The sequence below is a fragment of the Bacillus silvicola genome (assembly GCF_050524305.1).
Classification (GTDB): domain Bacteria; phylum Bacillota; class Bacilli; order Bacillales; family Bacillaceae_G; genus Bacillus_A; species Bacillus_A cereus_AT.
Map to the genome: position 1 here is coordinate 135769 of NZ_JBNGVC010000001.1, position 26689 is coordinate 162457.

Consider the following 26689-nt stretch of genomic DNA (forward strand, 5'->3'; position numbering starts at 1 on the left):
TATAGTAGTGTAATAGAAGATTTATATACTTACGCTACGCTGCGATAATCTTCTTCTTGTTCTTTTTTCTGCTTAGGTGCTTGGATTAAAAGTGCAATAATAAATGACACGACACATAATACGCCGATCACCATGAAGGTTGGTTTGAATCCACCTAGAAGTGCACCGATAAAGGAACCTGCGAGCGCTCCAAATCCAAATCCTTGATACACAATTCCGTAGTTTTTACTATGGTTTTTCATACCGAAGAAATCACCAACAATAGCTGGGAAAATAGTGATATTTCCACCAAAGCAAAACGCTACACTTGCTACACAGACGAAGTAGATACCATAATTTAAATCTACGAAACTTAGAACCAAGACTGAAGTCGCCATAACAACAAAAGTACCAGTAACGATTTTTAAACGGCCGATTTTATCTGATAACGGTCCTAGAATGATACGACCTAATGTATTGAAGATTGCAACCATAGCCACCGCATTAGCTGCTGTTGCTGCGCTAAGCCCTACAAGTTGAACACCGATGTCTTTTACCATGCCAATTAAGTATAAGCCACTCATACATGATGTAAATAACATAATAAATAATAAGTATACTTGTTTTGTGCCTAACATTTCTTTCGTTGTATATTCCTTAGTTTTTGTTTCCTGAACTGCACCTTGATCAGCGGCTTGGTGGATTAAACAAGCGCCAATCACAATCATAGCTGTAACAATTAAGCCCCAGTATATAAACGCTTGCGATACACCAACTGAATCAATTAATTTTGCGTTTATGTATTTAAAAATTAGGCTACCCGTACCATATGCAGAGACAGATATACCCGCGATTAAACCTTTACGCTCTGGGAACCACTTTATTAAATTGGATAGTGAAGTAATATATGCTGTACCATCTGCGTAACCTACAACAACTCCTGCTAGTACATAAAGCAATATTAATGAGGAAGCTTGTGAGCTAAGAATTAATCCTAGTCCTAATGCTAGTCCAGCTATCATAATAAGTTTACGAAGTCCCCATTTTTCTTGCAATTTACTCGCAAATAAAGTTGAAAACGCTAAAGAAAGGCTAGTAATTGAGAAAGTTATAGCAACAGCGTTAAGACTCCAACCGTATTTACTCACTAAGGGCTGATTGAACAAGCTCCATGTATATATCGTTCCAAGCCCCATTTGTACTATGACTGTGCCAAGAACAACAAGCCATGGATTAACCGATGATTTTTTCATATCATCTCTCCTCCTCTTTCTATTTCAATGCTATTCTCTAAATATGCTTTTTTTATTTTCATTTTCGCCACCTCATTCGATTTAACAACTTCATTGTATAGGATGTCCTTGCTTATGTAAGCACTTACAAGATAGAGCGTCAAAAATATGGAATCAGTTACAGAAAACGAAGGGTGAAATACAAAAAACTATTTGTTAAATACGTAGCAGCTTTTATAATGTTTTACATCAATACGACTTATGTGTGTTTTCATATCCTCTTTTATACAAAGTCATGCGCCCTGTTACACCATGGCTGGACTCCAAGATTTTGATTATCTGATATTCTTTTTAACTCTCCAGCTTTGTAACATGTTGCACCCGCATTCCTTGATACAAGTCATTTAATTTCCTTATAAACTGGCTTTTCGTTACAAGGCTTGTGCTCAAGAATCCCACTCTTTTTGTATTTCCAATTACGTACATAAAAATAGAAAATATACAATCTATTTACATAATGTTGCGCTTTCAGTTTATTAAACAACAAATATTTTATTGATAAATAAAACTAAACATTCACTAATATATCTATACGTGGTTTAATATATATAATAAACAAACATTTCTGTCTTTTATAAGGAGGTACTATGAAAGCAAACGTAGGGGATACTATACTATTTCAACGAAGTAACTTAAAGATTACAGGATCTGTACTAAAACTATACACTGAATCGGTCTTAGTTGAAGTTACAGATGTGAGCGGTGGTACTTTTGAATTTGACCGAACAATTGTAAATCATAAAAACTATAAAATTTTAAATGCAAATAAATAAAACAATACAAAATAGCCCCTGCTTAATTGAAGTGACCCCTAAAAGTTAGACATGGTTATTTCATTAGGCAGCGTTTTGGGCGTGGGTCCGGTATTGTATCGGACTCATACCCTTTAATTTTGCCTTAATTCTCTTATGATTATAGTAAGATATATATTTTGCTAGTTCTTGTTCAAAATGTTCCATATTCTTAAAGTCTTTTCGATATAAAAATTCAGATTTCATAATACCAAAGAAATTTTCGATAACTGCGTTATCGTAACAGTTCCCTTTCCGAGACATACTTTGTGTAATACCACGTTTATGAAGAGAATCACGGTATTTTTTCATTTGATAGTGCCAACCTTGATCGGAATGAATAAGGAGGGCATCCTCATCTGTTAAGCGTTCAAAGGATTGGTCTAACATATTAGAAACAAGGGCGTAGGTTGGCCTTGAACCAATTGTATACGTGATAATTTCACCATTAAACAAGTCCAACATTGGCGATACATATAATTTCTCTCCAAATAATTTAAACTCCGTAATATCCGTGACCCATTTTTCGTTTGGCCTTTCTGCTTTGAAATTACGTTCTAAAATATTAGGGGCAATCTTTCCAACAGTTCCTTTATAAGAGCGATATTTCTTCATACGGACCAAACACTTTAATCCTAATTCTTTCATAATGCGTTGTATCTTTTTGTGATTTATTTTATGTCCACGATTAGTAAGTTCATCACGAATACGGCGATAACCATAACGGCCTTCATGTTCATGATAAACAGCTTGAATTAATACTTTCAAATCTGCATCTGGATCCGGACGTTTGGCATTTTTTAACCAATAATAATATGTGCTACGTGGAATATTGGCAAGCACTAAAAGTGATTGTACCGGAAATTGATGCCTTAATTCATAAACTACTTGCGCTTTGTCTTTTTTTGTGACTTCTGTTTGTTTTGAACTAAGGCATTCAACTTTTTTAAATACGCATTCTCCATACGTAACCTTTCTAACTCCTCTTGGAGTTCTTCAATGGAGCCTTCGACTGGTAATTGCTTTTTCACTATTTTGTGATTTTTATTATTCATAGACGGATGCCTCTTTTCTTTAAGTTGTAGGGCATCCAATCCTTCTGTTTCATAAGCTACTTTCCATTTACGAACCGTTTCATAAGATGGAATATTAAAAATTGCCGCTGTTTCCCTAATAGACGTCCTATTTTCAATCATATAGTTAAGTACGTCTAGTTTAAATTGCGTAGAGTAAGATGTATAGCGTTTTTCAAAAGCTTTTTCACCGGAATATTCATATCGGCTAATCCAGTGATAAAATACCCGCTGATCCACGCCTATAGATTTAGCAATGCTTGTCCCGCCTTCTGGGCCTTCTAAATATCGTTTTACTGCTTGTATTTTTTCTTTTGAAGAAAATTTAGCCATAAAAAAACTGCACCTCCAATTGTTAGTCGTGTCTAACAATTGGGGTGCAGTTCAAATAGCAGAGGCTATTTTGTATAATAACACTTCATTAGTTTATATATCCTAAAACACTAACAATCTTGCTTGCTTTTAAATTATTAATGTAATAATAAATTTCTAGCCCTCTTCTCTCAGCTCTTAACACTTTACCTTTCATTTTTGATAAATGCTGCGAAACAGTCGATTGAGGAATATTTAATATTTCCGTTAATTGTGTTACATTACAAGTTTTACGTGCACTTAATTCATTTACGATTTGTAATCGTATTGGATGCGCCATTATTTTTAAAATATCCACATCTTCTTCAGTTACTAAACTTTTTTTTATCTCGCTCGTATATGTTGTCATAAGACATTCCCCTTTTATTTGAAGTCCTTTTTATTTATAACTGCTTCTAAATAAAATGATATCTAACACACAATTAAGACCCTTATATAGGAATAATTGGATTTTCACTATTTAAAAACAGCAATGTTATAAAATTTTATTTATTTTGTACATATACATAATATAATTTCAATTTGTGCTGTATGTGAAGTTAGCATAAATTTAGGGTGAAGATTTTTCAAATAATTAAAACGTTTTTTGATACTATAGGATTCATATAATTTTCTATATTTTTTTACAGAACTAATAATTCTACCTATAATTAACTATCTAGCGTTTTTAACACATGTTAGGCAGTTGTATATACTATTGCAAAACACATTATTATTGGGGGGAATTATAATGCCTACACCTTTACAAGAAGAAGTTGAAGAAGCACGGGAAACATATGTCAGTCGTATCATATTAGTCGGTGGATCAGCTTTATTTTTAGTAGGTGGTGTTATATCCGCAATTTCGGCCTTTAAAACTTATAATCGTTTGGAGAATACGCCGCCTTCTACAGATAACTCATAGGTGAATTATCTAATTCTGAATAACAAATAAATGCCTCCTCAATACAGAGGAGGCATTTATTTTATCATAAGTTCTATACTAAAGAATCGCAAATAATATAAATTACAATTGAACTTACTTCACCACAAACCTCGTCTGACTACACCCATCCTTCTGCTTCGTTACTTCTAATACAGCTGGCATTGCATTTTTCAGTTCTTGAACGTGTGAAATTACACCGATAAAGCGGCCTGATTTTTGTAAGTCAATTAGGGTGTCAACCGCCTTCGTTAATGACTCTTCATCTAATGAGCCGAATCCTTCATCGATAAACATCGTTTCGATGGAAATACCACCTTCATATGCTTGGATTACGTCTGCCATTCCAAGTGCTAAGCAAAGTGATGCGTTAAATTTCTCACCGCCAGATAATGTTTTTACATCTCGGGTTTGACCTGTGTATGCGTCATATACATCTAAGCCTAATCCACTTTGACGGTTTCTCTTTTCAACTCGCTCACTTCGTTTTAAATAAAATTGTCCATTTGATAATTTACGTAATCGTTCGTTTGCGATTTGAACGATTTGTTCTAGATACTCAATTAAGATGTAACGTTCAAAGGATATACGACTATCGTTATCCCCTTTCATTACTTCATATAAATCAACAAGTTCTTGGAATGCTTTTTCTTCCTCATGAATTTGTTCATCAATTCGTTTAATGTTTTCATGTAAATCCGTAATATATGCTACGGCATTATGAGCACGTTGTCGTTTTTCTTTAATAATATCAAGGTTAATTTCCAATTCCTTCACTTGCTCATCTAATGAAGAAATGTCCATATACTCTTTATCTTTTAATTCTACCTTTAATTCTTCAATTTGTTTTGTAAGTACTTCTAGAGACGCGTAGTAACTTTGGATTTCTTGTTGTAACTTATCCATCTCAGCACCATTTAATTTAGCTGCTGTATATGTTAATTGATCTGTAAATCCACTTTGTTCTAGCTCTTTCATAAAGCGTGTGAAAGTCTCTTCTTTCTTCTCTTTTGCACTATTAAATTGATTAGAAGCACTATCATGTTCTGCTTGAATACGTATATTTTCATTTTGCCAATGTTGATACGCTTCTTGTACTTTCTCCCATTCATCTTCCATTAACCTTAGTTCTTGCAGAGCTTGGTCAAACTGTACTTTCCAAGCTTGTACCGTTTGCAAGCTTTCCGGAATATTTTGCTTATCATGTTCATATGACGTACGAAGCTGCATACATTCCATTTCAGTACGGTGCTGTATTGTTTCTACTTCACGCTTTTGTTTCTGGAGTTCTTCTACTTTTTCTTCTACGTTTTTTATATTCACAGCAATTTGCTTACGCGTTTCTTCACTTGCTTTTAACGCATTAACTTCTGCTGCTAATTGCTTTCCTTTTTGAACGAGCGCCCTATACGTTTCTACTAATTCTTCTGCGCGATAGCCTCGCTTTAACACTTCTTCTATCACTTGTTCATATTGAACTCGATAGAAATTCCACTTTTCTTCTAATTGAACATGCGATTTTTCCGCAACGTTTTTCTTTTCTCTTAACCCATTTAACTCTTTTTCATCAATTGCATTACTTTGCTCTGTAGCTTTTTTCGGATGATCCATACTACCACATACTGGACAAGATTCACCATCATGTAAATGAAGAGCCAATATACCAGCTTGTTCACTTAACCAGCGGCGTTCCATATTTTCATACGCACTAACTGCCAGTTGCATCTTATGAAACGCAATTTCTTTTTCTTGCTCGTATTTTTGTTTTTCTTGCCATACATCATATGCCTGCTTTAATACTTTTGCATCTTCTCGCATATTCGTTAGTTCTTCTACTTTAGCTACATATTGTTCAAGCGCTATTTCTAATTGCTGTAATTCGTCAGACATTCTTTGTTTTTCATTTGTATGCACTTCTAGTTGTTCATCTAACTTTTGCATACCTTCTTTTAAATTCCCTATTTGAATTTCAGCATTTTGCAAATTTAACTTTTTCTCAGCCAATGATGCAATAATTGGTTGTAACTCTTCTAGTCTTTGAACTTGTTTTTTAGCGTTTTCTCGCTCAGATGCCTTATTCTTTAATGCTTCATATTTATCCTGAGCAACTTCAAAACTGTTCATTATATGTTCTTTTTTTGCGATTATCTGTTTTAACAAACCTTCAGACTTCTGTTCATGTTGCATCGCTTCCTCATACCATTGCTCAAATGGTAATAATCGCTTCGCCTGTTCCGCATGTTTAAAAGATTTTTCTTTCATTTCGATTACTGCACGGTTTTCTTGTAAAATACTGTATTTCTCATTCTTTTGTGCTAAATCTTTGAATTTCTCATTTACAGCTTTTGCTGTATGAAAATGTGCCGCTGCTTCTTTTAATTGTTTTGCTTTGTCATTTTGTTCTATGTGTAATTGCTCAACCTCTGCATTGTAGCAAATTGTTTCTTGTTCTAATGCCTCTACAACTTGATGTGTATTTACATGCTCTTGCTCTATTAATGTCTCTAACAATGCTCCATCACGTATTGGTAATTTAAAAACATTACGGAAATATAGCTCTCGTTCTTTTTGTTTTTCTTGTAAGACGTCTTTCCATTGTTTCCGTTTTTGGTCTAGTAACTCACGCATTAACTTATAACGATCTGTTTTAAAAATACGACGTAAAATCTCTTCTTTATTTTCTGTTTCAGACGTTAATAGTTTTCGGAACTCTCCTTGCGGTAACATTACTATTTGGCTAAACTGATGTTTACTTAATCCAATTAAATCTTCAATTTTATTATTTACATCCGTTACATGAAAACGATCAACACAAGGAACCTTTTCTTCATTAATTACTTCATATAATTCAACTGCATGTCCTGTAATTGTTTTATTCCCTTGTTTTTTATGACCAAGTTGTCGTTTTATTTCATATCTTTTCCCTTTTAATTGAAAGGTTAATTCCACACTTGTATAAATATTATCATCAGCAAATTGACTACGAAGCATGCTTGTATCACTACGCTCTTCTCCACTAGCTTCTCCATATAATACGTAACAAATCGCATCAAAAATCGTTGTTTTTCCGGCCCCTGTATTACCAGAAATGGCGAAGATACGATGCTCTCCAAGATCATCAAAATCAATTACTTCTTTCTGTTTATAGGGTCCAAATGCTGTCATAATTAGCTGAATCGGTCTCATCCTCGTTCACCTTCCCGTTCTTGCACTGTTTGTAATACCTCTATAAATAGACGTTCTTTCTCTGCTGATAACTCTAACCCTTTCATTTCTTTATAAAAGGCTTTTAAAAGTGATAAATCATCCGTTTTATGTCTTGAAATAGTTACTTCATTTTCATCTGTGAACTCTCGTCTTTGAATAGATCTTTCAACATGCATTGCATTTGGGTATACAGAACGTATTTTTTCCATTGGCTGCAAGACTGGATTTTCGTCTAATAATTTCACAAATACATAATCCTCATTTAATGGATGATGCAATAAATCATCTATTTTCGCTTCTACTGTACGCATTTTACGACGTGGTGTAAGTAAACGCTTTTCAATTGTTGTTTCACCATTTTCATCCAGTTCCACAATATAATATCCTTTTTTATGTTTTTCTTCAGAGATAGAATAGGCGAGTGGCGAACCTGAATAACGAATTGTCTCATTACGTACAAAATGCGCTTGATGTAAATGACCAAGCGCCGTGTAATGAAACTTATCAAAATAATGGCTATTTACATATTCAGCTCCACCAATTGAAAGTGGTCGTTCCGCATCACTTGTATTTTCCTCTGCCTCTCCTGAAGAAGTTACAAATGCATGTCCTACAAATACATGTCTCGCTTCTTTATCCATCGTTTCAGAAAGTTCATTCATAAAAATACGCATCGCATCATCATGAGAACGAACATCTTCATTTTTCAATATATGTCTAACAATACTTGGATCCGCATACGGAATGAGATGGAAATGAACCTCTCCGTATTCATCATTTAAAACAACAGGATTATATGGAAACTGAAATTGTCCAACAATATGTAATCCTTGTTTTTTCATTAAATTACTACCAAAATGTATACGGTCCGGACTATCGTGGTTTCCTGCAACTGCGATTACTGGTGTTTGTAACTCAATAACTATCTTTTGTAATACATCATTTAATAAGTCTACTGCTTCTGTAGGTGGAATTGCTCGGTCATATAAATCTCCTGCAATAATTACAGCATCCGGTTTTTCTTCTTCAACAGCTTGTACAAACTGATCTAACACAATTTTTTGATCTTCAGTCATATATACACCATGAACAAGCTTACCTAAATGCCAATCCGCTGTATGAAAAAACTTCATATTATCCTTCTCCTTTTAGTTTACTGATTGTAGTGAAACGAGCTGATAGTTTAGTGTAGTTTTTCCGTTCTCCCATTCTAACTTTTGGACAATTGCACTACCGATTCTTTCTTCGTTTGATTTATATAAAGGCAATATTTCTTGAACAGTAAATAGATGATAACCATCTAAATTTAATTGGAATAAATTATCTTCTATATGTAATCTTACTTCTTTTTCATTTGAAATAATTTTTGTGTGCATCTCAAATTTCATACTAGATACAACCCCTTTTTTCTAATCTCTACATTTTAATAGTATAGTGGTCATGCAAGATTGACAAGTAAATACACCGCGATGTACATACTTTTTTAATTATTAATATTTTATGTTTTTTACATAAAATACGGTATGTGAAATTTTCAATCTACAAAAATAAAAATGCCATTCAGGCATCCTTATTTTTGTAAGTACTCTTTCATAACATAGTACAATACAGTTATTAAGACAATCGCTACAAAAAACGCAAATACGGCCACTACATACCCATCTTTATTGAGTAAAAAACATATGGAAATAGATATTATAAAAATCGGAAACACGAGACGCACCTTATCCTTCACTTCTTCTGTCGTATCTGTATGATGAAAATACTGTGTAATTCCTACCATAAGAGATGACAAAATAATTACCGACAATAGTAAAGGTCCTGGCATTCCGATCTCTCCTTTCTCTATTTCTAATTATATACAAACCCCACTGTCTTTAAAAGTTAGACAATTCAGCTTTTTGATCTTTTCTACATCCACTCTTTAATAGATTGTTACGCCACGCATAATAACTCAATATAAGTTATACATATAATAGCGCCTTCAACACTATAATTCCAAATAATTGCGCTTACAGTAATGTTGTAATATTCCTCTTCATTCTTCAGAATCCTGCAAATATAACTCGTCAAAATATGCGTAGTACATATTAATCCTTATAGCGCCAATATTAGACAAATTTATAAAGGACATTTCATCATGTATCAAGAAATAAGAATAGGAAGATATGTAAGGGAGGATTTATAATGACTGAACACGTTTTATTTTCTGTTAGCGAAAACGGCGTTGCATTTATTACTTTAAACCGTCCAAAAGCACTTAATTCTTTATCCTATGACATGTTAAAACCAATTGGGCAAAAACTTAAAGAATGGGAACAAGATGATCAGATTACAGTTATCGTTTTAAAAGGAGCTGGAACGAAAGGTTTTTGTGCAGGTGGCGACATTAAAACGCTATACGAAGCACGTTCAAATGAGATTGCATTACAGCATGCAGAACAATTTTTTGAAGAAGAATATGAAATTGATACATTTATTTATCAATATAAAAAACCAATTATCGCTTGTTTAGATGGAATCGTAATGGGCGGTGGTGTTGGTCTGACAAATGGAGCTAAATATCGAATAGTAACAGAGCGTACGAAGTGGGCAATGCCTGAAATGAACATCGGTTTCTTTCCAGATGTCGGTGCTGCTTATTTCTTAAATAAAGCTCCAGGATCTACTGGCCGATATGTCGCTTTAACAGCATCCATTTTAAAAGCTCCTGATGTATTATATATAAACGCTGCTGATTATTTTATGACATCAGATTCATTACCAAATTTCCTTACCGCACTTGAAAATGTAAATTGGAATAAAGAAGATGTACATACTCATTTAAAAGAAGTTATTCGTACATTTGCAACTACTCCAAACTTAGATGGCAATCTTTCTTCTTCATTAGAAGAAATTAATTCGCATTTTGCATTCGATACAATTGAGGGAATCATTCAATCGTTAGAGAAAGATCCAAGCTCCTTTGCCCAAGCAACGAAAGAAAAGCTATTATCAAAATCCCCTGTTTCATTAAAAGTAACATTAAAACAGTTTATCGATGGCCAAGAAAAGTCAGTTGAAGAGTGTTTCGCGACAGACCTTATACTCGCTAAAAACTTCATGCGACATGAAGATTTCTTTGAAGGAGTACGCTCCGTTGTAGTTGATAAAGATCAAAATCCAAATTATAAATATAAACAATTAAGTGATGTTTCAGAAGAAGATGTAAATCGTTTCTTTAACTTACTTAACGCCTAAACAACGAGGCCATATATTGTAGCTTACTCTCAGCTACTCTATATGACCTCTTCTTTTTAGTTAAATAATTTTAAATATAATTTAATTTTATTAAACTACAATGTATGTTAAACTAACGTTAATCGAATTTTCTAAAAACAACAAAGGAAGGCGGATAACATTATGGAAAATTATTTTTTGTTTATTATTATGTCTATATGTCTTATTATTCTACCCGGTCCTGATACAGCAATGGCTACGAAAAACACATTGGTTGCTGGCAAAATCGGCGGCGTAAAAACTGTTTTTGGTACTTGTGTTGCGCTTTTAATTCACACTTTAGCTGCTGTAATTGGTCTTTCAGCACTTATTGTAAAGTCTGCTCTTTTATTTTCTATTTTTAAATATGTTGGTGCTGTATATTTAGTCTATATTGGTATTAAAGCCCTTTTAGCAGTAAGAAACACAGAAGACTTAAATACAAATGATGTTCCAATAAATAATGACAATAAACATACTTCTTGCTTTCGCCAAGGGTTTCTTACAAATTTACTAAACCCTAAGGTTGCAGTTTTCTTTTTAACTTTTTTACCACAGTTTTTAAACCCAAATCATAATACATTTATACAACTTCTCGTTATGGGACTTACTTATCTCATTTTAACAGTCATTTGGTTTGCTTTTTATATATTTTTAATTGATAAAATTAGTGCTTTTATGAAAAAACCAAAGACACAGCGTTATATTCAAGGGGTTACAGGACTCGTCTTAATTGGATTTGGTATTAAGTTAGCCTTTGAAAGAAATAATTAATACACAATAAAAAACCACTCTTTAGAGTGGTTTTTACATGTAACAACTTACATACTATTTCTTAAAACCAACGCTCAGTTACGACTTTTTTGCGTGTATAAAATTGAACGCCATCCGTACCATTTGTACCAAGATCTCCAAAGAATGAAGCTTTGTTTCCTGCAAATGCGAAGAATGCCATTGGTGCTGGAACATTAACGTTTACACCGATCATACCAGCATCGATGTTATCACGGAATGTTTGTGCATGCTTACCATTTGAAGTATAAATAACAGCACCATTCGCAAATTTCGATTGATTTGTCAGTTTGATACCTTCTTCTAGATCTTTAACTCTTACAACACTTAATACTGGAGCGAAAATTTCATCTTGCCAAATTTTCATTTCTTGATTTACACCATCAAAGATCGTTGCACCAACAAAGTAACCTTCCCCAACTTCTTCATTGATTTTACGGCCATCTACTAGTAAAGTTGCTCCATCTGCTACACCACTATTAATATAGCCTAAAACACGTTCTTTATGAGATTCACGGATTAATGGTCCAACGTAATTATCTTCGTTGAAACCGTCACCTACTTTTAGCTTTTTCGTCTCTGCTACTAGTACATCGATGAATTCATCAGCAATTTCATCTACTACTGCTACAACAGAACATGCCATGCAGCGCTCTCCACTACTTGCAAACGCAGATCCAATTACACCTTGTACTGTTTTTTCAAGATTGCAATCTGGCATTACAATCGCATGGTTTTTCGCACCTGCTAACGCTTGTACACGTTTTCCATGTTTCGTACCTGTTTCATATACGTAACGAGCTACCGGCTCAGATCCAACGAATGAAACAGCTTGAATATCTTTATTTTCTAAAATGCTATTTACAACATCTTTTCCGCCTTGTACTAAATTTAATACACCTTTTGGGAAACCAGCTTCATAGAATAACTCTACAAGTCGCTCTGCTAAAAGTGGCGTTCTTTCAGATGTTTTTAATACGAATGTATTACCGCAAGCAATTGCAAGTGGGAACATCCATAATGGAATCATCATTGGGAAGTTAAACGGTGTAATACCAGCAACAACACCGATTGGATAGCGCCAAATCGACCCATCAATTCCGCTAGCAATATTCGGAAGAGCTTGTCCCATCATTAAATTTGGTGCTGATGTTGCAAGTTCTACTGCTTCAATACCACGCTGCACTTCACCAGTTGCATCCGTTAGTGTTTTACCGTTTTCAAGTGTAATGATTTTTGCAAGCTCATCTTTGTTTTCTTGTAAAAGCTGTAAATATTTATATAATTGTCTTGAACGATTCGGAACTGGTACTTTAGACCATTTTTCGTATGCCGCTTTTGCAGCTTCAACAGCCTTTTCAACATCCTCTTTTGGAGATAGTGGAACGTAAGCAATAATTTTTCCAGTCGCTGGATTCGGAACTGCTTCTACTTCCGTACCTGTTGATTCAACCCACTCACCATTAATATGATTTTTTACTCGTTTAATTTCAGTTGTAATCATTATATTCTCTCCCTTTTTATGATGTATATAAGTCTATTATTTTTGATTAGAAATTAATTGTTCGCTAACTTTCTTATATAAAGCAGCCATATCGTTTTCACCAAATCCTGCTTTACTCGCTTCTTCATATACGTTTAATAGCATTTCGCTTACTGGTAAGTGGAGTTCACCTTCCTTAGCTAAATCAACTGCAAACCCCAAATCTTTCTTCAATAAATTCACAGTAAAGCCTGGCTCGTAGTTTTCTGATGCAATGAAACTTTTATAATTACGCTCATAAATTCTACTTTGACCGTAACTTACATTTAAAATATCAAACATTTTATCTAAATCCATATTGTTCTTTTTCGCTAACGTTAAAGCTTCACTAACACCAGCTGTATAAAAACCAATTAATAGATTGTTAATTAATTTAACAGTCGTACCGCTATCAATTTGTTCACTAACATGGAAAATATTCGCTCCTAACACTTCCATGATAGATTCAGTTTTATCATATACCTCTTTTGATCCACCAACCATAAACGTTAATGTACGATTTTCTGCTCCAATTACACCACCGCTAACTGGTGCTGCTAAAAAGTCTACTTTCTTTTCCTTCGCCGATTCCTCTAACTGTTTGTTTAACTGTGGAGATACAGTACTTGTATCAATTAAAACTACGTCCGAGTGGCTACTTTCAAATAATCCTTCTTCCCCAAAATATACCGCTTCAACCGCACGAGGTGAAGGTAAACTTGTAAAAATCACATCGCATGTTTCTGCTAATTTCGAGATTGATAAACCGATAACTCCCCCTTCTTTTTCGAAGGAAGCTTCAGCCTCTTTGTTTAAGTCCACACCATATACTGTGTAACCTGATTTAACTAAATTTTTAGACATCGGAAGACCCATGTTACCTAAGCCGATAAAACCAATCTTTTTCATATCGCTTTCCTCCTATTTACACAATATATTTTCCACGATTTATAATAACTTTCGCAATTTCTCTCTTTTTCGTAAATACGTTCGTGTATAAAGGCACTAATAATTGACGGATTTCAGCTAAAATTACGTGTCTATCTTTTTCTTCTGTGACAGCCGCTGAAAGTATAGAAATTGCTGCTTCTTCTACTTTACGATAGCCTTCTTCACAAATAACATCAGTTATCATTTGTTTTGTACGCTCTTTTTCTTCACCATTTTTACTAATTGCTTTACTCGTACGTAAAAATGCTGATTCCATGACGTACACGTCCGTCAACATATTTGATAATACACGTGAATATTCTTGCTCTTGATCGATTTTTAGGCCTGGAGTTTTAGAGAGCGTTTTCAAAGATTGTTTCAACAATTTTTTCGCTAATAAAATGTAGCGATGGTTTCTTTCTACATTTGCTACATCAATTTCTACTTCAGTATTTTCTATTTGTTCGATTTGCTTCATTAACATTTTAGCTACTGTTAATCTATTAATTTCATTCGTTCCTTCAAAAATACGACTAATTCTAGCATCACGATATAATCGTTCTACTTCGTATTCTTGCATATAGCCGTAACCACCATGAATTTGTACCGCTTCATCTACGATATAAGCAAGTGTTTCAGAAGCGTTTACTTTATTAAGTGCACATTCAATTGCAAATTGGGACATTTTTTTCATAAGATCTTCTTCACTCTCATGAATTGCTTCATCAATTACACCTGCTGTACGGTAAGCTGCACTTTCCGCTCCATATGTAGCAATGATCATATTTGCAATTTTCTCTTGAATCATCGTAAAGTCTACTAATTCCGTTTGGAACTGTTTTCGCTCTTTTCCATATTGAACTGACAAACCGATTGCTTGTTTTGCTGTTCCAATATTTCCAAAAGCAAGTTTCAATCTAGCAAAGTTAAGAATATTAAGAGCTACGTGATGCCCTTTTCCAACTTCCCCTAAAACATTTTCAGCAGGGATAACAACATCTTCTAAAATAAGTGTCGCCGTTGAAGAACCTTTTATCCCCATCTTCTTTTCTTCTAATCCTATTGATACACCTTCACATGTTCTTTCGACAATAAACGCTGTCATTCCTTTATTTGTCTTCGCAAAAACAACGTATACATCTGCCATATGAGCATTTGTAATCCACTGCTTCTCACCATTTAACTTCCAAGCTGTACCATCTTCATTCAATACTGCACTCGTTTTTGCACTTAATGCATCAGAACCAGCATTTGGCTCAGTTAAAGCATAAGCACCAATCCATTCTCCTGACGCGATTTTCGGCAAATACTTTTCTTTTTGTTCTTTCGTTCCGTAATATATGTAAGGCAATGTACCTACACCTGCGTGTATATTAAATGAAACGCTAAATGCACCAGCGTAACCCATTTTTTCTGCTACAAGCCCTGAAACTGCCTTCCCTAACTCGAACCCGCCATAATCTTCTGGTACCTCAATGCCTAATAATCCAAGTTCCCCAGCTTTCTCAAATAATTGACGAGAAACGTTATAGTTATGTTTTTCAATGTTTTCAATTTGTGGGACAATTTCTTGTTTAACGAATTGTTCTGTCGTTTTTGCAATTAAATCTTCATCACCTGAAAAATCTTCTGGTGTAAAGTAAGTATGATTCATATCTTTATTGAGTGAAAAAAATTCATCCCATGGTAACTTCGTTTTTTCCATATGTATCCCCCTATCATTCGGCTTTCATAGCTTTTTTGCTTATGCTCGTCTACGATGAGTGGAATATCTTATTATTGAAAACAGAAGGCGATGATTTTTCACATCAAGCAGTTCGTTTTGCCAAAGATGTATTCTCATCGCCTCAGTTGTTTTATCTATTGATCCTCTGATAATACTGTTTTTGCAATTCCAGTATCTAATTCTTCAAAGTCATGATATGAAATTGTTTCATATAGCTCACTTCTCGTTTGCATATTAGAAAGTGCATCTTTTTGAGAACCTGTTTCCTTAATTAAAGTAAATACATTCTCATACGCTTTCGCTGCAACGCGAAGTGAAGTTACAGGATAAATAACCATTTGGAAGCCCATATTTGCAAATTCTTCTGCACTATAATATGGAGTCTTTCCGAATTCAGTCATATTCGCTAATAAAGGTGCATTTACTTTACTATTAAATAGACGGAATTCCTCTTCTGATTGAAGCGCTTCAGGGAAAATCGCATCTGCCCCTGCTTTTACATATGCGTTTGCTCTTTCAATCGCTGCATCTAATCCTTCTACACCGCGAGCATCTGTGCGTGCTACAATGTATAAGCTCGGCGCAACTTCTTTAATCGCTTTAATTTTTTGAACTAATTCCTCTGTAGTAACAAGTTTCTTACCATTTAAATGTCCACATTTCTTTGGTAATTGTTGATCTTCAATTTGAACAGCTGCTACTTTCGCTTCTACCATTTCTACAGCTGTTCTCGCTACGTTTAATACTCCACCAAATCCTGTATCAATGTCAACAAGAACTGGTAAATCTGTAGCTCTTACTAGATCTCTTGCTCTCTCTGCTACTTCAGTAGAAGTCACGATACCTAAATCTGGTAGACCTTTACTTGCAGTGTAAGCAGCTCCCGATAAATAAAGAGCCGAAAAACCTGTATTTTTCGCAACAAGAGCCGCCATTGCATCATGAGCACCTGGAATTTGCAAAATTTCATTTGCTTCTACTAAAATTCGAAGGCGATTCGCAAGCTCCTCTTGTGTTGACTGTTTATTCACAACCCAAGCCATTCTAAATTCCCCCTATTATTAAATTAAAAATAGATCTACAAATTCGTTTACATTCATATTTTCTAGTTTTTCTTCATTTAAACAAACTTCATGAATTTGTTCTTGTTGCTTACTAGAATAATGACCTGCCATATTTGCAGTGAATTTTTGAACAACTTTTGGAATCGCTTCGTCTCTACGGAAACGGTGACCAAGTGGGTATTCACATTCCACATTTTCTGTTACAGTACCATCTTTAAAGTGAACTTGAACAGCGTTGGCGATTGAGCGCTTGTTCGGCTCAAGATAATCTAAACTGTACTGTTTGTTTTCAACAACAACCATCTTATTACGTAATTCATCTACACGTGGATCATTTGCTACTACATCCTCATAATCGTCCGCAACGATATCTCCTTTTAATAAACCAATTGCCGTAATGTATTGTAAACAATGATCACGATCAGCTGGGTTATTTAATGGACCTTCTTTATCGATAATACGAATTGCTGATTCATGAGTTGTAATTGTAATACGATCAATTTCATCTAATCTTTCTTTAATTTCCGGATGTAACTTCACTGCACATTCTGCAGCTGTTTGTGCATGGAATTCTGCTGGGTATGATACTTTAAATAATACATTTTCCATTACATAAGACTCTAATGGTCTAGCTAATTTTAATTCTTGCTTGTTAAATAATACATCTTGGAATCCCCATCCTGGCGCAGATAATGCTGTTGGATAACCCATTTCACCTTTTAGAGCAGTCATTGCAAGATGAACACCGCGACTCGTCGCATCACCTGCTGCCCATGATTTACGTGAGCCAGTATTTGGAGCATGACGATATGTACGAAGACTAGAATTATCAATCCACGCATGTGATAATGCATTAAAGATTTCGTCACGTGTTCCGCCAAGCATTTTCGCAACTACAGCAGTTGTTGCTACTTTTACGTATAATACATGGTCAAGTCCAACGCGGTTTAAGCTGTTTTCTAAAGCAAGCACGCCTTGAATTTCATGTGCTTTAATCATCATTTCTAGTACTTCACGTACTTTTAATGGTTCTTTTCCCTCTGAAATGCGAACACGGCTAATATAATCTGCAACTGCTAAAATTCCGCCTAAGTTATCAGATGGATGTCCCCACTCTGCTGCAAGCCAAGTATCGTTATAGTCTAACCAACGGATCATACATCCGATATTAAATGCACCTTTTACTGGATCAAGTACATATGACGTACCTGGTACACGTGTACCGTTTGGCACGATCGTTCCCGGTACAACTGGCCCTAATAATTTCGTACACTCTGGATATTGCAATGCTAAAATTCCGCATCCAAGCGTGTCAAGTAATACGTAGCGAGCCGTACTGAATGCTTCTGTACTTGTAACCTCTTTATTTAATACATAGTCCGTAATTTCTTCTAATAATGCATCTTTTTGTTTAATTTCATTTGTTTTAATCATGCTAATCTTCCCTTTCTGTCGAAAATTCGTTATTATTAATGATGGGTGTCGGTCAAACACCCATCCGGCGGGCGGTGCTAACAACTCCCCAGTTGTTTTTATTTACTAAATGCATGTCGCTCGCCTATATAATTTACACGTGGACGGAACAAACGATTATTCGCATGTTGCTCAATAACGTGCGCACATAGTCCTACTGTTCTAGAGCTAAAGAAGATTGGTGTGTAAAGTTGAATCGGAATACCAAGCATCCAATATACTGGAGCTGCGTAATAATCAAGATTCGGATAAATACCTTTTTCCTTCTCCATAATTTTCTCTCCGGCTTCACACATTTCATATAGTGTATAATCACCTTTTACATCACAAAGCTGTTTTAAAGCTTCCTTCATCATAAGTGCTCTTGGATCCATCTTCTTCATGTAAACACGGTGTCCAAAGCCCATAATTTTTTCTTTGTTATAAAGTTTCTTCTGTAATAATTCTTCAAATTTCTCAACATTTCCAGCTTCTAAAAGCATGTACATAACCGCTTCATTTGCACCGCCATGTAAGCTTCCTTTTAAAGATGCCACTGCACCTGTTAGAGCACCATATAAATCCGATTGTGTTGATGCAATTACGCGAGCTGTAAATGTAGAGTTTGGCATTTCATGTTCACTATATAAAACAAGGGAACGATCAAAGATCTTTTCCTCAAGTTCAGTTGGTTTTTTACCCGTTAACATATAGAAGAAATTCGCACTATATGACAATTCCTGAAGGGGCTGAATTGGCTCCTCATTATTTAAAATATGATAGCTATTCGCTACAATATTTGGCACTTTACTTAAAAGCTTGTACCCTCTACTTCTATTCACTTCTAACGAGCGGTTTTCGATATCACTATCGTAACCAGCTAATGCAGATACACCTGTACGTAACCCATCCATAGGATGCGTTTCCTTAGGTAATGCCTTTAGCACGTTGAATACACCTTCTGGCACTGCATATTCTTCTTTTAATTTCTTTTCAATTGTTGCTTTTTCATCTTCATTCGGTAGCTGTTCTTCTAATAAAAGGTGCACAATGTCTAAATACTCTTTTGTTTTTGAGAGTTCGATTAAATCATACCCTTGAATTACAATTTCACCTTTCACTGTGTCAAGAAACGAGATCTTCGTCTCCGCTGCCACTATACCATCTAATCCCGGGGAAAATTTTTCTTCAGCTTTCATCATTATTTCCTCCAATCCTAATAGATCTTCGTGCACATAACTGTAAGCCTTTACAATACATTGAAACTACATTTCTATTTCAATGTATCAGAGTTTTTAGAAGATTTCAATTTATTTTATAATGATAAGTTTCCTATACTTTTACCGATGTAATAATACAATTTTCCAAAAATAACTTTCATATTTTATAAAAAAGTACAGACATCTTTTTACAATTTTCTAAAACGAAATATAACAATTATCCATATAATCCCACTAAATATACCTTTAATCTCTTTTTATTTAACAAATATAAAAAAACGAGCTGCACTCATACACAGCTCGTTTTTGATAATATTTATTTCACATTCCTATAAATATAATTCTTATATAAAATTTATTTATTTTTAATAAAGTTATTATTTTACATAATTAAATTAAATTTCTTCCGTTTCTTTACGATAGCTGACAACTAAATCATAGTTTTAAAAGTACGAAAGATTATCAAAATCTATAAAAATAAAATACCGTCTTTCTCAACTGACACTATTTCCCGAACTGGTTTCTCAGAAACAATTCCTAAAGAGTATCCTGGATGAATTGCACTATTCCCTCCGTATCTTACTATAAAGTGAAACTTTGATCAGTGGGGTTTTGTTCATCCCCTACTGATTATTAGCCCACACCAATCGGGCATTTACGAGCAGTTGATCTCCTGCCTAACTTCCTTGTATTTGCTGAATTTTGAGGTGGAGGTCTTACTGCTCGCAAATAGCGGGATAAATCAAATTGATTCATTATACTTTATACGCAATTCTTCCTTAAAGCATCGTCGAGCGTCATGTTCAATTGAAATTTTCACCTTCGCTCTTCCTGTTTACGCAAAATCTTTTTTGCCTAATCGTTGTTTTACAAAAATGACAAATATAATTAAAGCTATTAATCCTGAAATTGCACTACCTGCGAATAAAATACGGTAACCAAACATTTGTGAAACAACTCCAAGTAAAATCGCACCTAATCCAATCCCTAAATCAAAAGCGGTAAAGAATGAAGCGTTAGCAACTCCTCTTTTACTAGGATCAACAATTGTCAGCATCGCTGCTTGTAAAGCGGGCTGTGCTGAACCGAATCCAACACCATATAATGCCGCTGCAATCATTACACCTGTCAAACCATTTGAAATCGTTAGTACAACTATCGCTAAAATAGTAATACATAGTGCCGGAAGTATGATAAAAACTTCTCCATATTTATCTAATAGTTTTCCTGAAATAGGTCTTACAATTGTTAAAGCAATTGCATATACAAGAAAGAATGTCCCAGGATTCACATCAATTGATGAAGCGAATAACGGTAAAAATGTTGTTATTCCTCCATATGCAAATGATAAAAAGAAAACAACAATCGTTATTGATAAAACGGATTTTTCAAACAGCTGAATTTTCCCTTTTTCTTTTTGTGGCGTGAATGGCATTTTCGTTATTAACGATAATACGACTGCCATAAAGGATAAAAGAGTCGCTAACAAGAATAGACCATGAAATGAATAATTTTGTACAACCCATAATCCAATCATCGGGCCAATTGCCATCGCGATTGTCATCGCCATGCCATACCAGCCCATTCCTTCACCACGACGTGAATCTGGAATAATATCAGTTATCGCTGTTCCAACTGCTGTTGTAGAAACAGCCTACGTCACTCCGTGAATAACGCGTAAAACAGCTAAAAGGACAATAGTCGATGCTAAATTATACGAATACATCGTTATCCCAAAAAATATGAGTCCGAAAATAATAAAAGATCTTCTACCATATTGATCTAACATTCCTCCAATAATCGGTCGTATTACAACTGCAGCTATTGTAAACATTCCCATCATCAGTCCAACTTGTGATTCATTTCCACCAATCTCTTTAATAAAGAGCGGTAGCGTTGGAACTAGTAAATAAAACCCTGTAAATAAAAATAACATCGCGATAGTCATTTGAATAAATGATTTCGTCCATAATCGTTCCATTAAAATTCCTCCATAAACACGTAAAATATTACGATCAACACATCCATTGTATATGTTTCATATTCCTTTTCCCTCCGCTATTAGACGTATCTTTTCGCAATAAATGGTCCACCATCAATTCACATTGGTCTTACGACTTTGTACGTATGTTTTAACCGAAAGTCCTATCTATATGTACCTTTATAAGCATTAAAAGAATATACTACTTTATCATTGAAACTTAGGAGTGATCGTTTTCATGTGGGTATCACCAAGAATAACCGCCGTTGTCCCATCAGTTCCCTCAATACATGTTCCTGCCATTCATACAGCTAGTTCTGATGTTGGTATCGAACTTCCTGCCGTTTGGCAACAATATCAATTGACTGACCAAGTCACCCCTTCATTTTGGCATCATGGTACACATCCTAGTAGTGCTACTTTTTATAGCCCTAGTTATCCAATACCTCCAACTCAATTTTTTTATCATTTCCCGTCAATTTACTTTCAAAATTTCTATGGTACTTTTAACATTTAAAAATAATATTACTCTTTATAATACAAAAAGCACCAAAGAAACCGTTTTTTCCGGTACCTTTGGTGCTTTTTAAATGCATTATTTATTGTCCATTATTGGAAGGAGCCTCTCCTGTGTTCCCGCCAGTAGTTGGTGGGGTTGGAGTCTCTTGGCCACCTCCAGTGGTTGGTGGATTTGGAGTTCCTTGGCCACCTCCAGTGGTTGGCGGATTTGGAGTTCCTTGGCCATCTCCAGTGGTTGGTGGATTTGGAGTTCCTTGGCCACCTCCAGTGGTTGGCGGATTTGGAGTTCCTTGGCCACCTCCAGTGGTTGGTGGATTTGGAGTTCCTTGACCATTTCCATTGTTAGGTGGATTTGGAGTTCCTTGACCATTTCCATTGTTTTGTTCATTTTGCTTATTCTGTTCATCTTGTTTCTTTTGTTCTTCCTGCTTCTTAAGTTCATCTTGCTTCTTTTGCTCTTCTTGTTTCTTAAGTTCTTCCTGTTTCTTTAATTCCTCTGAATTTTTCTCTTCTTCAGTTTTTTGCTGTTGGTCTTGTTTTGGTTGTTCCGTTGTATCCGGTACGCTCGTATTTGGAGATGAATCACGTTTTTCACCTTTTATACGTAACTCACTACCTTCTTGAATAACACTACTTGGCATTTTAAAGCGTGATTTATCTGTAGCCATCTCGCTCATCATTTCTTTAAAGATCAACTGTGCAATTTTCGTATTTTTACTACTAATGTAATCGTCTTTACTATCTTTCATATATCCAGTCCATACTGCCATCGTATACTGCGGTGTATATCCTGCAAACCAACTATCCCGAGTTGCACTTTCTGGAATTTTATATTGTGCTAATTGTTTTGAAGCATAGTTTGTTGTACCTGTTTTACCAGCTACATCTAAAGAGGCCACATTTGCCGCTGTACCGGTACCTGATGTAACGACAGAACGAAGCATATCAGTAATCATATATGCTGTAGAATCGGCCATAACTTGTTTTGGTTTTTGTCCAAAACTTTGTGACTTGCCGTCTGGATAAACTACTTTCTTAACAAAATGCGGCTTCGTATACTTACCATCATTACCAAATGCCGCATAAGCACCTGCAATTTCAGTTGGTGACACTTCATTTGTACCAATAGCTGTTGATTCAGTCGGTGCTGCATTAAATGTAATCCCTAATTTCTCTGAGAATCCTTTCGATTTACTAATCCCTACCTCTTTCGCTGTTTTAATAGCCGGGATGTTACGTGACATTTTTAATGCATCACGCATTGAAATTGGGCCTGAATAACTTCTGTCTGCATTTCGAACTTCTTGACCATCTGAGTACTTAAACGGAGAGTCATCAATTTGATGGTACGTAGCCCATTTTAAATATTCAATTGCAGGAGCATAGTCAAAAATTGGCTTCATCGTTGAACCAGCTGCACGATCTAATTCAATCGCCATATTATGACCTTTAAATACAGCTTTATTTTCGCCACGACCACTACCTATAGCGCGAACTTCCCCTGTTTTTGTATCCATAAATGTGAAAGCACCTTGGAATTTATCATTTGGATAATCAATAATATTTGTATTTAAAATATTATCAGCCAATTTCTGTGCTTTTGGATCTAATGTCGTATAAATTTCTAAACCATCAGAACCAATATTAGCATCTGGTAATTCTTTTTCTACTTCTTTCACAACCGCATCCATAAATGCAGTATATGGCATTGTTTGTTGTTCAGTTGCAGGCTTAAGCCCATCTGTTACTGGAACTTTCGATGCTTCTTCCATTTCTGCCTTTGTAATATAACCATGTCGATTCATTAAGTTTAGTACAGTATTTCTTCTTTCTGTTGCCCTTTGAACATTTTCTTTTTTCGTTGGGTCATAGTTATTCGGTGCTTTCGGTAAACCGGCAAGCATCGCAACTTCTGGTAATGTTAAATCTTTCAATTCTTTACCATAGTAGTTTTGTGCTGCTGTTGCGATTCCATATGAACGGTTACCTAAATTAATTTTATTTAAATACATCTCTAATATTTCATGTTTTGAATATTGTTGTTCTAGCTTATACGCTAAATATATTTCCTGAACCTTACGCTTTGATGTTTTTTCCATCGATAAGAAGTAATTTTTAATAACTTGCTGCGTTATCGTACTTCCACCTTGAGAGCCATAATCTCCTTTAAGACTGACTAAAACCGCACGGGCAGTACCTTTAAAGTCTACCCCGCTATGCTCGTAAAAACGTGCATCTTCTGTTGCTAAAAATGCATTTTCTACTAATTTTGGAATTTGATCATACGTAACATTCGTGCGCTTTTCTTTCCCATATTCATATACCAAATTCCCGTCTTTATCATAAATTTTTGAGGATAACGGATTAACAAGTTTTGATTTCTCAAGTTTTGGTGCATCCTTTATCATAACGAAAAAGGTAGTAACCCCTGCCACTAAACCTACAATACCAAGTAGTAAACAACTGATTAAAAATTTACGGAAAAACGATGTTTTACCTTTTGGCTTTGTGTTTTCAGAAGCTGGCTGTTTTTTCTTTTGAACTTGTCGTCTCTCCTCTCGAGAACGATAATTTTCTGACATGTTACTTTCTCCTGCCTTTCAATTCTCCCGTTGATTTACTTAAAAATATTGAGGTCACTTTCACAAATACATTTAGTCAAGAAAGTATATTGACCTGGAGCATTCAATGTTTTCCCAATTCGCAGATTATAAATTTCAGAATACTTCTTATACAAACTATTTTCACTTCTATTTTTTCTAATAATGCTACCCCTTAAAGCATAGAATGTAAGAAGTGAATTTTTAACACCTCGTATACATAATATACCTTTTTTTCAAATGGTCAATATTTTCTTATTTATAAATCAAAGGTGAAATAAAAATAGCACAACGATATGTACTTCGTGTGAACTTCCTTATAATTACGTATAAAGAACATTTGATATATTGCATATAAATATAATACCTCTTTAATTATTAGGATTTCAACACGACAATCCCCTTATCTACAAGAAACCATCTAAAATGAAAAATAAGGAGTTGCGTATTGATGAAGCTCTCTCCCGTTATCTCAAAAAATATAGTTGCTGTTGGCTATAATCCTTTTTCTATGATTTTACGTATTCAACTAAAGAATGGTATGTATGATTTCTTTAACGTACCAGAAAGCATTTACACCGGTTTATTAAACGCACATTCTAAAAGTTATTATCATAATACCTATATTAAAAATTCTTACCGCTACACTAAAATTTAAACTTGATTGGCATACAAAAAAAGAAAGGCGAATCAAATTCCCTTTCTTTTTTGTATGTTTTCACTCGCAATTTACCTTCTATCTTCTTTTATTAATTTCATCGTACGCTTGAATTTGTCTTTTAAGTCGCCTGTCGGCTTTTTTATCATGTACGACAAGAACTGCGTGTATCGCTCCTGGAACCCAAAAAATTAAGGTTAAAATGAAATTAATAATCGCTTGAAACGGCTTTCCGCAAAATAAAACAGCTACCGGCGGAAGTAGAATTGCTAATAAGTACATCATGTCTGAAAAACTCCTTAATGTTTATTTTCCAATTCTTACCTATCCTTATCCTACATTTTCAAACTTATAAAATCATAGTTTTTCTAAAAACATATATAAGAACTCATCATTTCAAAAATCATATATAATAGTACAACTAAATGAGGAGCGTCTCACTAACGTTAACAAGTTATTTTCACTTGTTCATTTATATGTATATTCTACGCCTATAAGAAAAAGCCTACAAAAAGCATTAACACATCAATCTTGTCCTACTTCTAAAATTGAAATACTCCATACTTCATTGAAATGAGTATTTCATCGCCTTTTCTTAGATTCCAATCGTTGTTCCTCTACTATTTCGGTTAATCCAATTGCTGAAATTACAGTACCTATTGCCTGAATCCAAATACCTATTAGCCCTATTATACGTTGATCTTCTTTATCAATATTACTGTCTTCATTTCCCTTTTCTTCTTTTGATATATTTTGAATACCCTGATATGCTTGTAATCCCGCACCTAAACTTTGCATTGAATTCCCTAATACAATAATCCACTGTATTCCCTTTATCTCATTCAATGCTACTTCTACCCCTAAAAAAGCGCCAATTGATTGCAAACTATTTCCAGTAATTATAAGAAAATCATTTTCTTTCATTTGTTCATTGAGATTAAAATACGTTCCTATTACATTAGAAATATTACCTAAAGCTAATAACTCAATCCCCGTTTTCGCTAGCGCTTTATTTTTGTTATCTATAGTTACCTCTTGCTTCTCACGTTTATCTTCATCTTTCACATCAATAGTTGCTATGATTTGTAATATATATCCGAGGGCTTGTAATGAACTCCCTACAATAACAAGATCCGACTCAATCTTTTCTTCTCCTGAAAAACCTCTAGTTGTTCCAATTGCTGCTATAAGATTTCCTCCTACTTGAAACCAGGCCCCTGTCAATTCTAAATCGCGTAGGTTCATTTCGCATCACCTATATTTAAATTTTCTAGTACTTTCGAAACAAACATCACCTTTAATTCATTATTTTATTTTTTATATGTAATTTT

Annotated in this window: 22 protein-coding genes and 1 pseudogene; 6 read left to right on the forward strand and 17 right to left on the reverse strand. The window is 34.7% G+C overall.

What is annotated here, in order from left to right; all coding sequences use genetic code 11:
• Positions 1–29 precede the first annotated feature (29 nt).
• Complete coding sequence (locus ACP6L7_RS00700) at positions 30–1232, reverse strand: L-lactate MFS transporter (RefSeq protein WP_097832021.1); 1203 nt, start codon at positions 1230–1232, stop codon at positions 30–32.
• A 626-nt stretch (positions 1233–1858) separates the two neighbouring features.
• Here ACP6L7_RS00700 and ACP6L7_RS00705 point away from each other — a divergent pair.
• On the forward strand, positions 1859–2044 hold the full coding sequence (locus ACP6L7_RS00705; RefSeq protein WP_000646796.1) for a YkvS family protein: 186 nt from the start codon (positions 1859–1861) through the stop codon (positions 2042–2044).
• A gap of 63 nt (positions 2045–2107) precedes the next feature.
• Here ACP6L7_RS00705 and ACP6L7_RS00710 read toward each other — a convergent pair.
• Positions 2108–3468 (reverse strand): IS3 family transposase gene (locus ACP6L7_RS00710; protein ID WP_430528870.1). Its coding sequence is split into 2 segments (ribosomal slippage): positions 2108–3012 and positions 3012–3468, totalling 1362 coding nucleotides; the frame shifts between segments, so codons are not numbered across the junction.
• Between the two features lie 88 nt (positions 3469–3556).
• Positions 3557–3856: an ArsR/SmtB family transcription factor gene (locus ACP6L7_RS00715; protein WP_097832019.1), complete on the reverse strand. Its 300-nt coding sequence runs from the start codon at positions 3854–3856 to the stop codon at positions 3557–3559.
• A gap of 381 nt (positions 3857–4237) precedes the next feature.
• Here ACP6L7_RS00715 and ACP6L7_RS00720 point away from each other — a divergent pair, with 381 nt between their 5' ends.
• Positions 4238–4411 carry a hypothetical protein gene (locus ACP6L7_RS00720; RefSeq protein WP_097832018.1) on the forward strand — a complete coding sequence of 58 codons (174 nt, stop codon included), beginning with the start codon at positions 4238–4240 and terminating at the stop codon, positions 4409–4411.
• A gap of 114 nt (positions 4412–4525) precedes the next feature.
• Here the strand turns inward: ACP6L7_RS00720 and ACP6L7_RS00725 are convergent, their stop codons facing one another.
• From ACP6L7_RS00725 to ACP6L7_RS00740, 4 genes are all read right to left on the reverse strand, one after another.
• A complete protein-coding gene (locus tag ACP6L7_RS00725) occupies positions 4526–7615 on the reverse strand; it encodes an AAA family ATPase (RefSeq protein ID WP_097832017.1) in 3090 nt (1029 codons plus the stop codon).
• Positions 7612–8769, reverse strand: a complete 1158-nt coding sequence (locus tag ACP6L7_RS00730) for an exonuclease SbcCD subunit D (RefSeq protein WP_097832016.1) — start codon at positions 8767–8769, stop codon at positions 7612–7614. The genes ACP6L7_RS00725 and ACP6L7_RS00730 overlap by 4 nt, the downstream gene beginning before the upstream one ends.
• Before the next feature lie 15 nt (positions 8770–8784).
• Positions 8785–9024, reverse strand: coding sequence for a DUF2584 family protein (locus ACP6L7_RS00735; RefSeq protein ID WP_000667340.1), 240 nt, complete (start codon positions 9022–9024; stop codon positions 8785–8787).
• A 182-nt stretch (positions 9025–9206) separates the two neighbouring features.
• A complete protein-coding gene (locus ACP6L7_RS00740; RefSeq protein WP_001119412.1) occupies positions 9207–9464 on the reverse strand; it encodes a hypothetical protein in 258 nt (85 codons plus the stop codon).
• Between the two features lie 359 nt (positions 9465–9823).
• On the opposite strand from ACP6L7_RS00740, the gene ACP6L7_RS00745 reads away from it, so the two are divergent.
• Together ACP6L7_RS00745 and ACP6L7_RS00750 are read left to right on the forward strand one after the other, a co-directional pair.
• Complete coding sequence (locus ACP6L7_RS00745; protein WP_097832015.1) at positions 9824–10876, forward strand: enoyl-CoA hydratase/isomerase family protein; 1053 nt, start codon at positions 9824–9826, stop codon at positions 10874–10876.
• Between the two features lie 159 nt (positions 10877–11035).
• Positions 11036–11668 carry a LysE family translocator gene (locus tag ACP6L7_RS00750; RefSeq protein ID WP_097832014.1) on the forward strand — a complete coding sequence of 211 codons (633 nt, stop codon included), beginning with the start codon at positions 11036–11038 and terminating at the stop codon, positions 11666–11668.
• 61 nt (positions 11669–11729) lie between these two features.
• Here the strand turns inward: ACP6L7_RS00750 and ACP6L7_RS00755 are convergent, their stop codons facing one another.
• The 7 genes and pseudogenes from ACP6L7_RS00755 to ACP6L7_RS00785 form a co-directional block, all read right to left on the reverse strand.
• Positions 11730–13190: a CoA-acylating methylmalonate-semialdehyde dehydrogenase gene (locus ACP6L7_RS00755; RefSeq protein ID WP_097832013.1), complete on the reverse strand. Its 1461-nt coding sequence runs from the start codon at positions 13188–13190 to the stop codon at positions 11730–11732.
• Between the two features lie 36 nt (positions 13191–13226).
• Positions 13227–14117, reverse strand: coding sequence for an NAD(P)-dependent oxidoreductase (locus ACP6L7_RS00760; protein ID WP_097832012.1), 891 nt, complete (start codon positions 14115–14117; stop codon positions 13227–13229).
• A gap of 16 nt (positions 14118–14133) precedes the next feature.
• The gene (locus ACP6L7_RS00765) at positions 14134–15843 is read right to left on the reverse strand and encodes an acyl-CoA dehydrogenase FadE (protein ID WP_097832011.1); all 1710 of its coding nucleotides are present in this window, start codon (positions 15841–15843) and stop codon (positions 14134–14136) included.
• A 155-nt stretch (positions 15844–15998) separates the two neighbouring features.
• Positions 15999–16907 carry a methylisocitrate lyase gene (gene prpB, locus ACP6L7_RS00770; RefSeq protein ID WP_098361824.1) on the reverse strand — a complete coding sequence of 303 codons (909 nt, stop codon included), beginning with the start codon at positions 16905–16907 and terminating at the stop codon, positions 15999–16001.
• Positions 16908–16925: 18 nt separating this feature from the next.
• A complete protein-coding gene (gene prpD, locus ACP6L7_RS00775; protein ID WP_097832008.1) occupies positions 16926–18362 on the reverse strand; it encodes a 2-methylcitrate dehydratase in 1437 nt (478 codons plus the stop codon).
• Between the two features lie 98 nt (positions 18363–18460).
• Positions 18461–19582, reverse strand: coding sequence for a citrate synthase (gene mmgD, locus ACP6L7_RS00780; RefSeq protein ID WP_141533481.1), 1122 nt, complete (start codon positions 19580–19582; stop codon positions 18461–18463).
• Positions 19583–20435: 853 nt separating this feature from the next.
• Positions 20436–21581, reverse strand: a pseudogene (locus ACP6L7_RS00785) (MFS transporter).
• Between the two features lie 238 nt (positions 21582–21819).
• Between ACP6L7_RS00785 and ACP6L7_RS00790 the strand changes: the two are divergent.
• A complete protein-coding gene (locus ACP6L7_RS00790) occupies positions 21820–22098 on the forward strand; it encodes a hypothetical protein (protein ID WP_097832006.1) in 279 nt (92 codons plus the stop codon).
• 82 nt (positions 22099–22180) lie between these two features.
• Here ACP6L7_RS00790 and ACP6L7_RS00795 read toward each other — a convergent pair whose 3' ends face one another.
• The gene (locus tag ACP6L7_RS00795) at positions 22181–24682 is read right to left on the reverse strand and encodes a PBP1A family penicillin-binding protein (RefSeq protein ID WP_097832005.1); all 2502 of its coding nucleotides are present in this window, start codon (positions 24680–24682) and stop codon (positions 22181–22183) included.
• A gap of 469 nt (positions 24683–25151) precedes the next feature.
• Between ACP6L7_RS00795 and ACP6L7_RS00800 the strand changes: the two genes are divergently transcribed.
• Positions 25152–25358: a KTSC domain-containing protein gene (locus ACP6L7_RS00800; RefSeq protein ID WP_000777813.1), complete on the forward strand. Its 207-nt coding sequence runs from the start codon at positions 25152–25154 to the stop codon at positions 25356–25358.
• 78 nt (positions 25359–25436) lie between these two features.
• Here ACP6L7_RS00800 and ACP6L7_RS00805 read toward each other — a convergent pair whose 3' ends face one another.
• Both ACP6L7_RS00805 and ACP6L7_RS00810 read right to left on the reverse strand, forming a co-directional pair.
• Positions 25437–25643 (reverse strand): YqaE/Pmp3 family membrane protein, encoded by a 207-nt coding sequence (locus ACP6L7_RS00805; RefSeq protein ID WP_000990221.1) that lies wholly within the window; start codon positions 25641–25643, stop codon positions 25437–25439.
• A gap of 297 nt (positions 25644–25940) precedes the next feature.
• A complete protein-coding gene (locus tag ACP6L7_RS00810; protein ID WP_097832004.1) occupies positions 25941–26603 on the reverse strand; it encodes a DUF6944 family repetitive protein in 663 nt (220 codons plus the stop codon).
• Between the last annotated feature and the right edge of the window lie 86 nt (positions 26604–26689).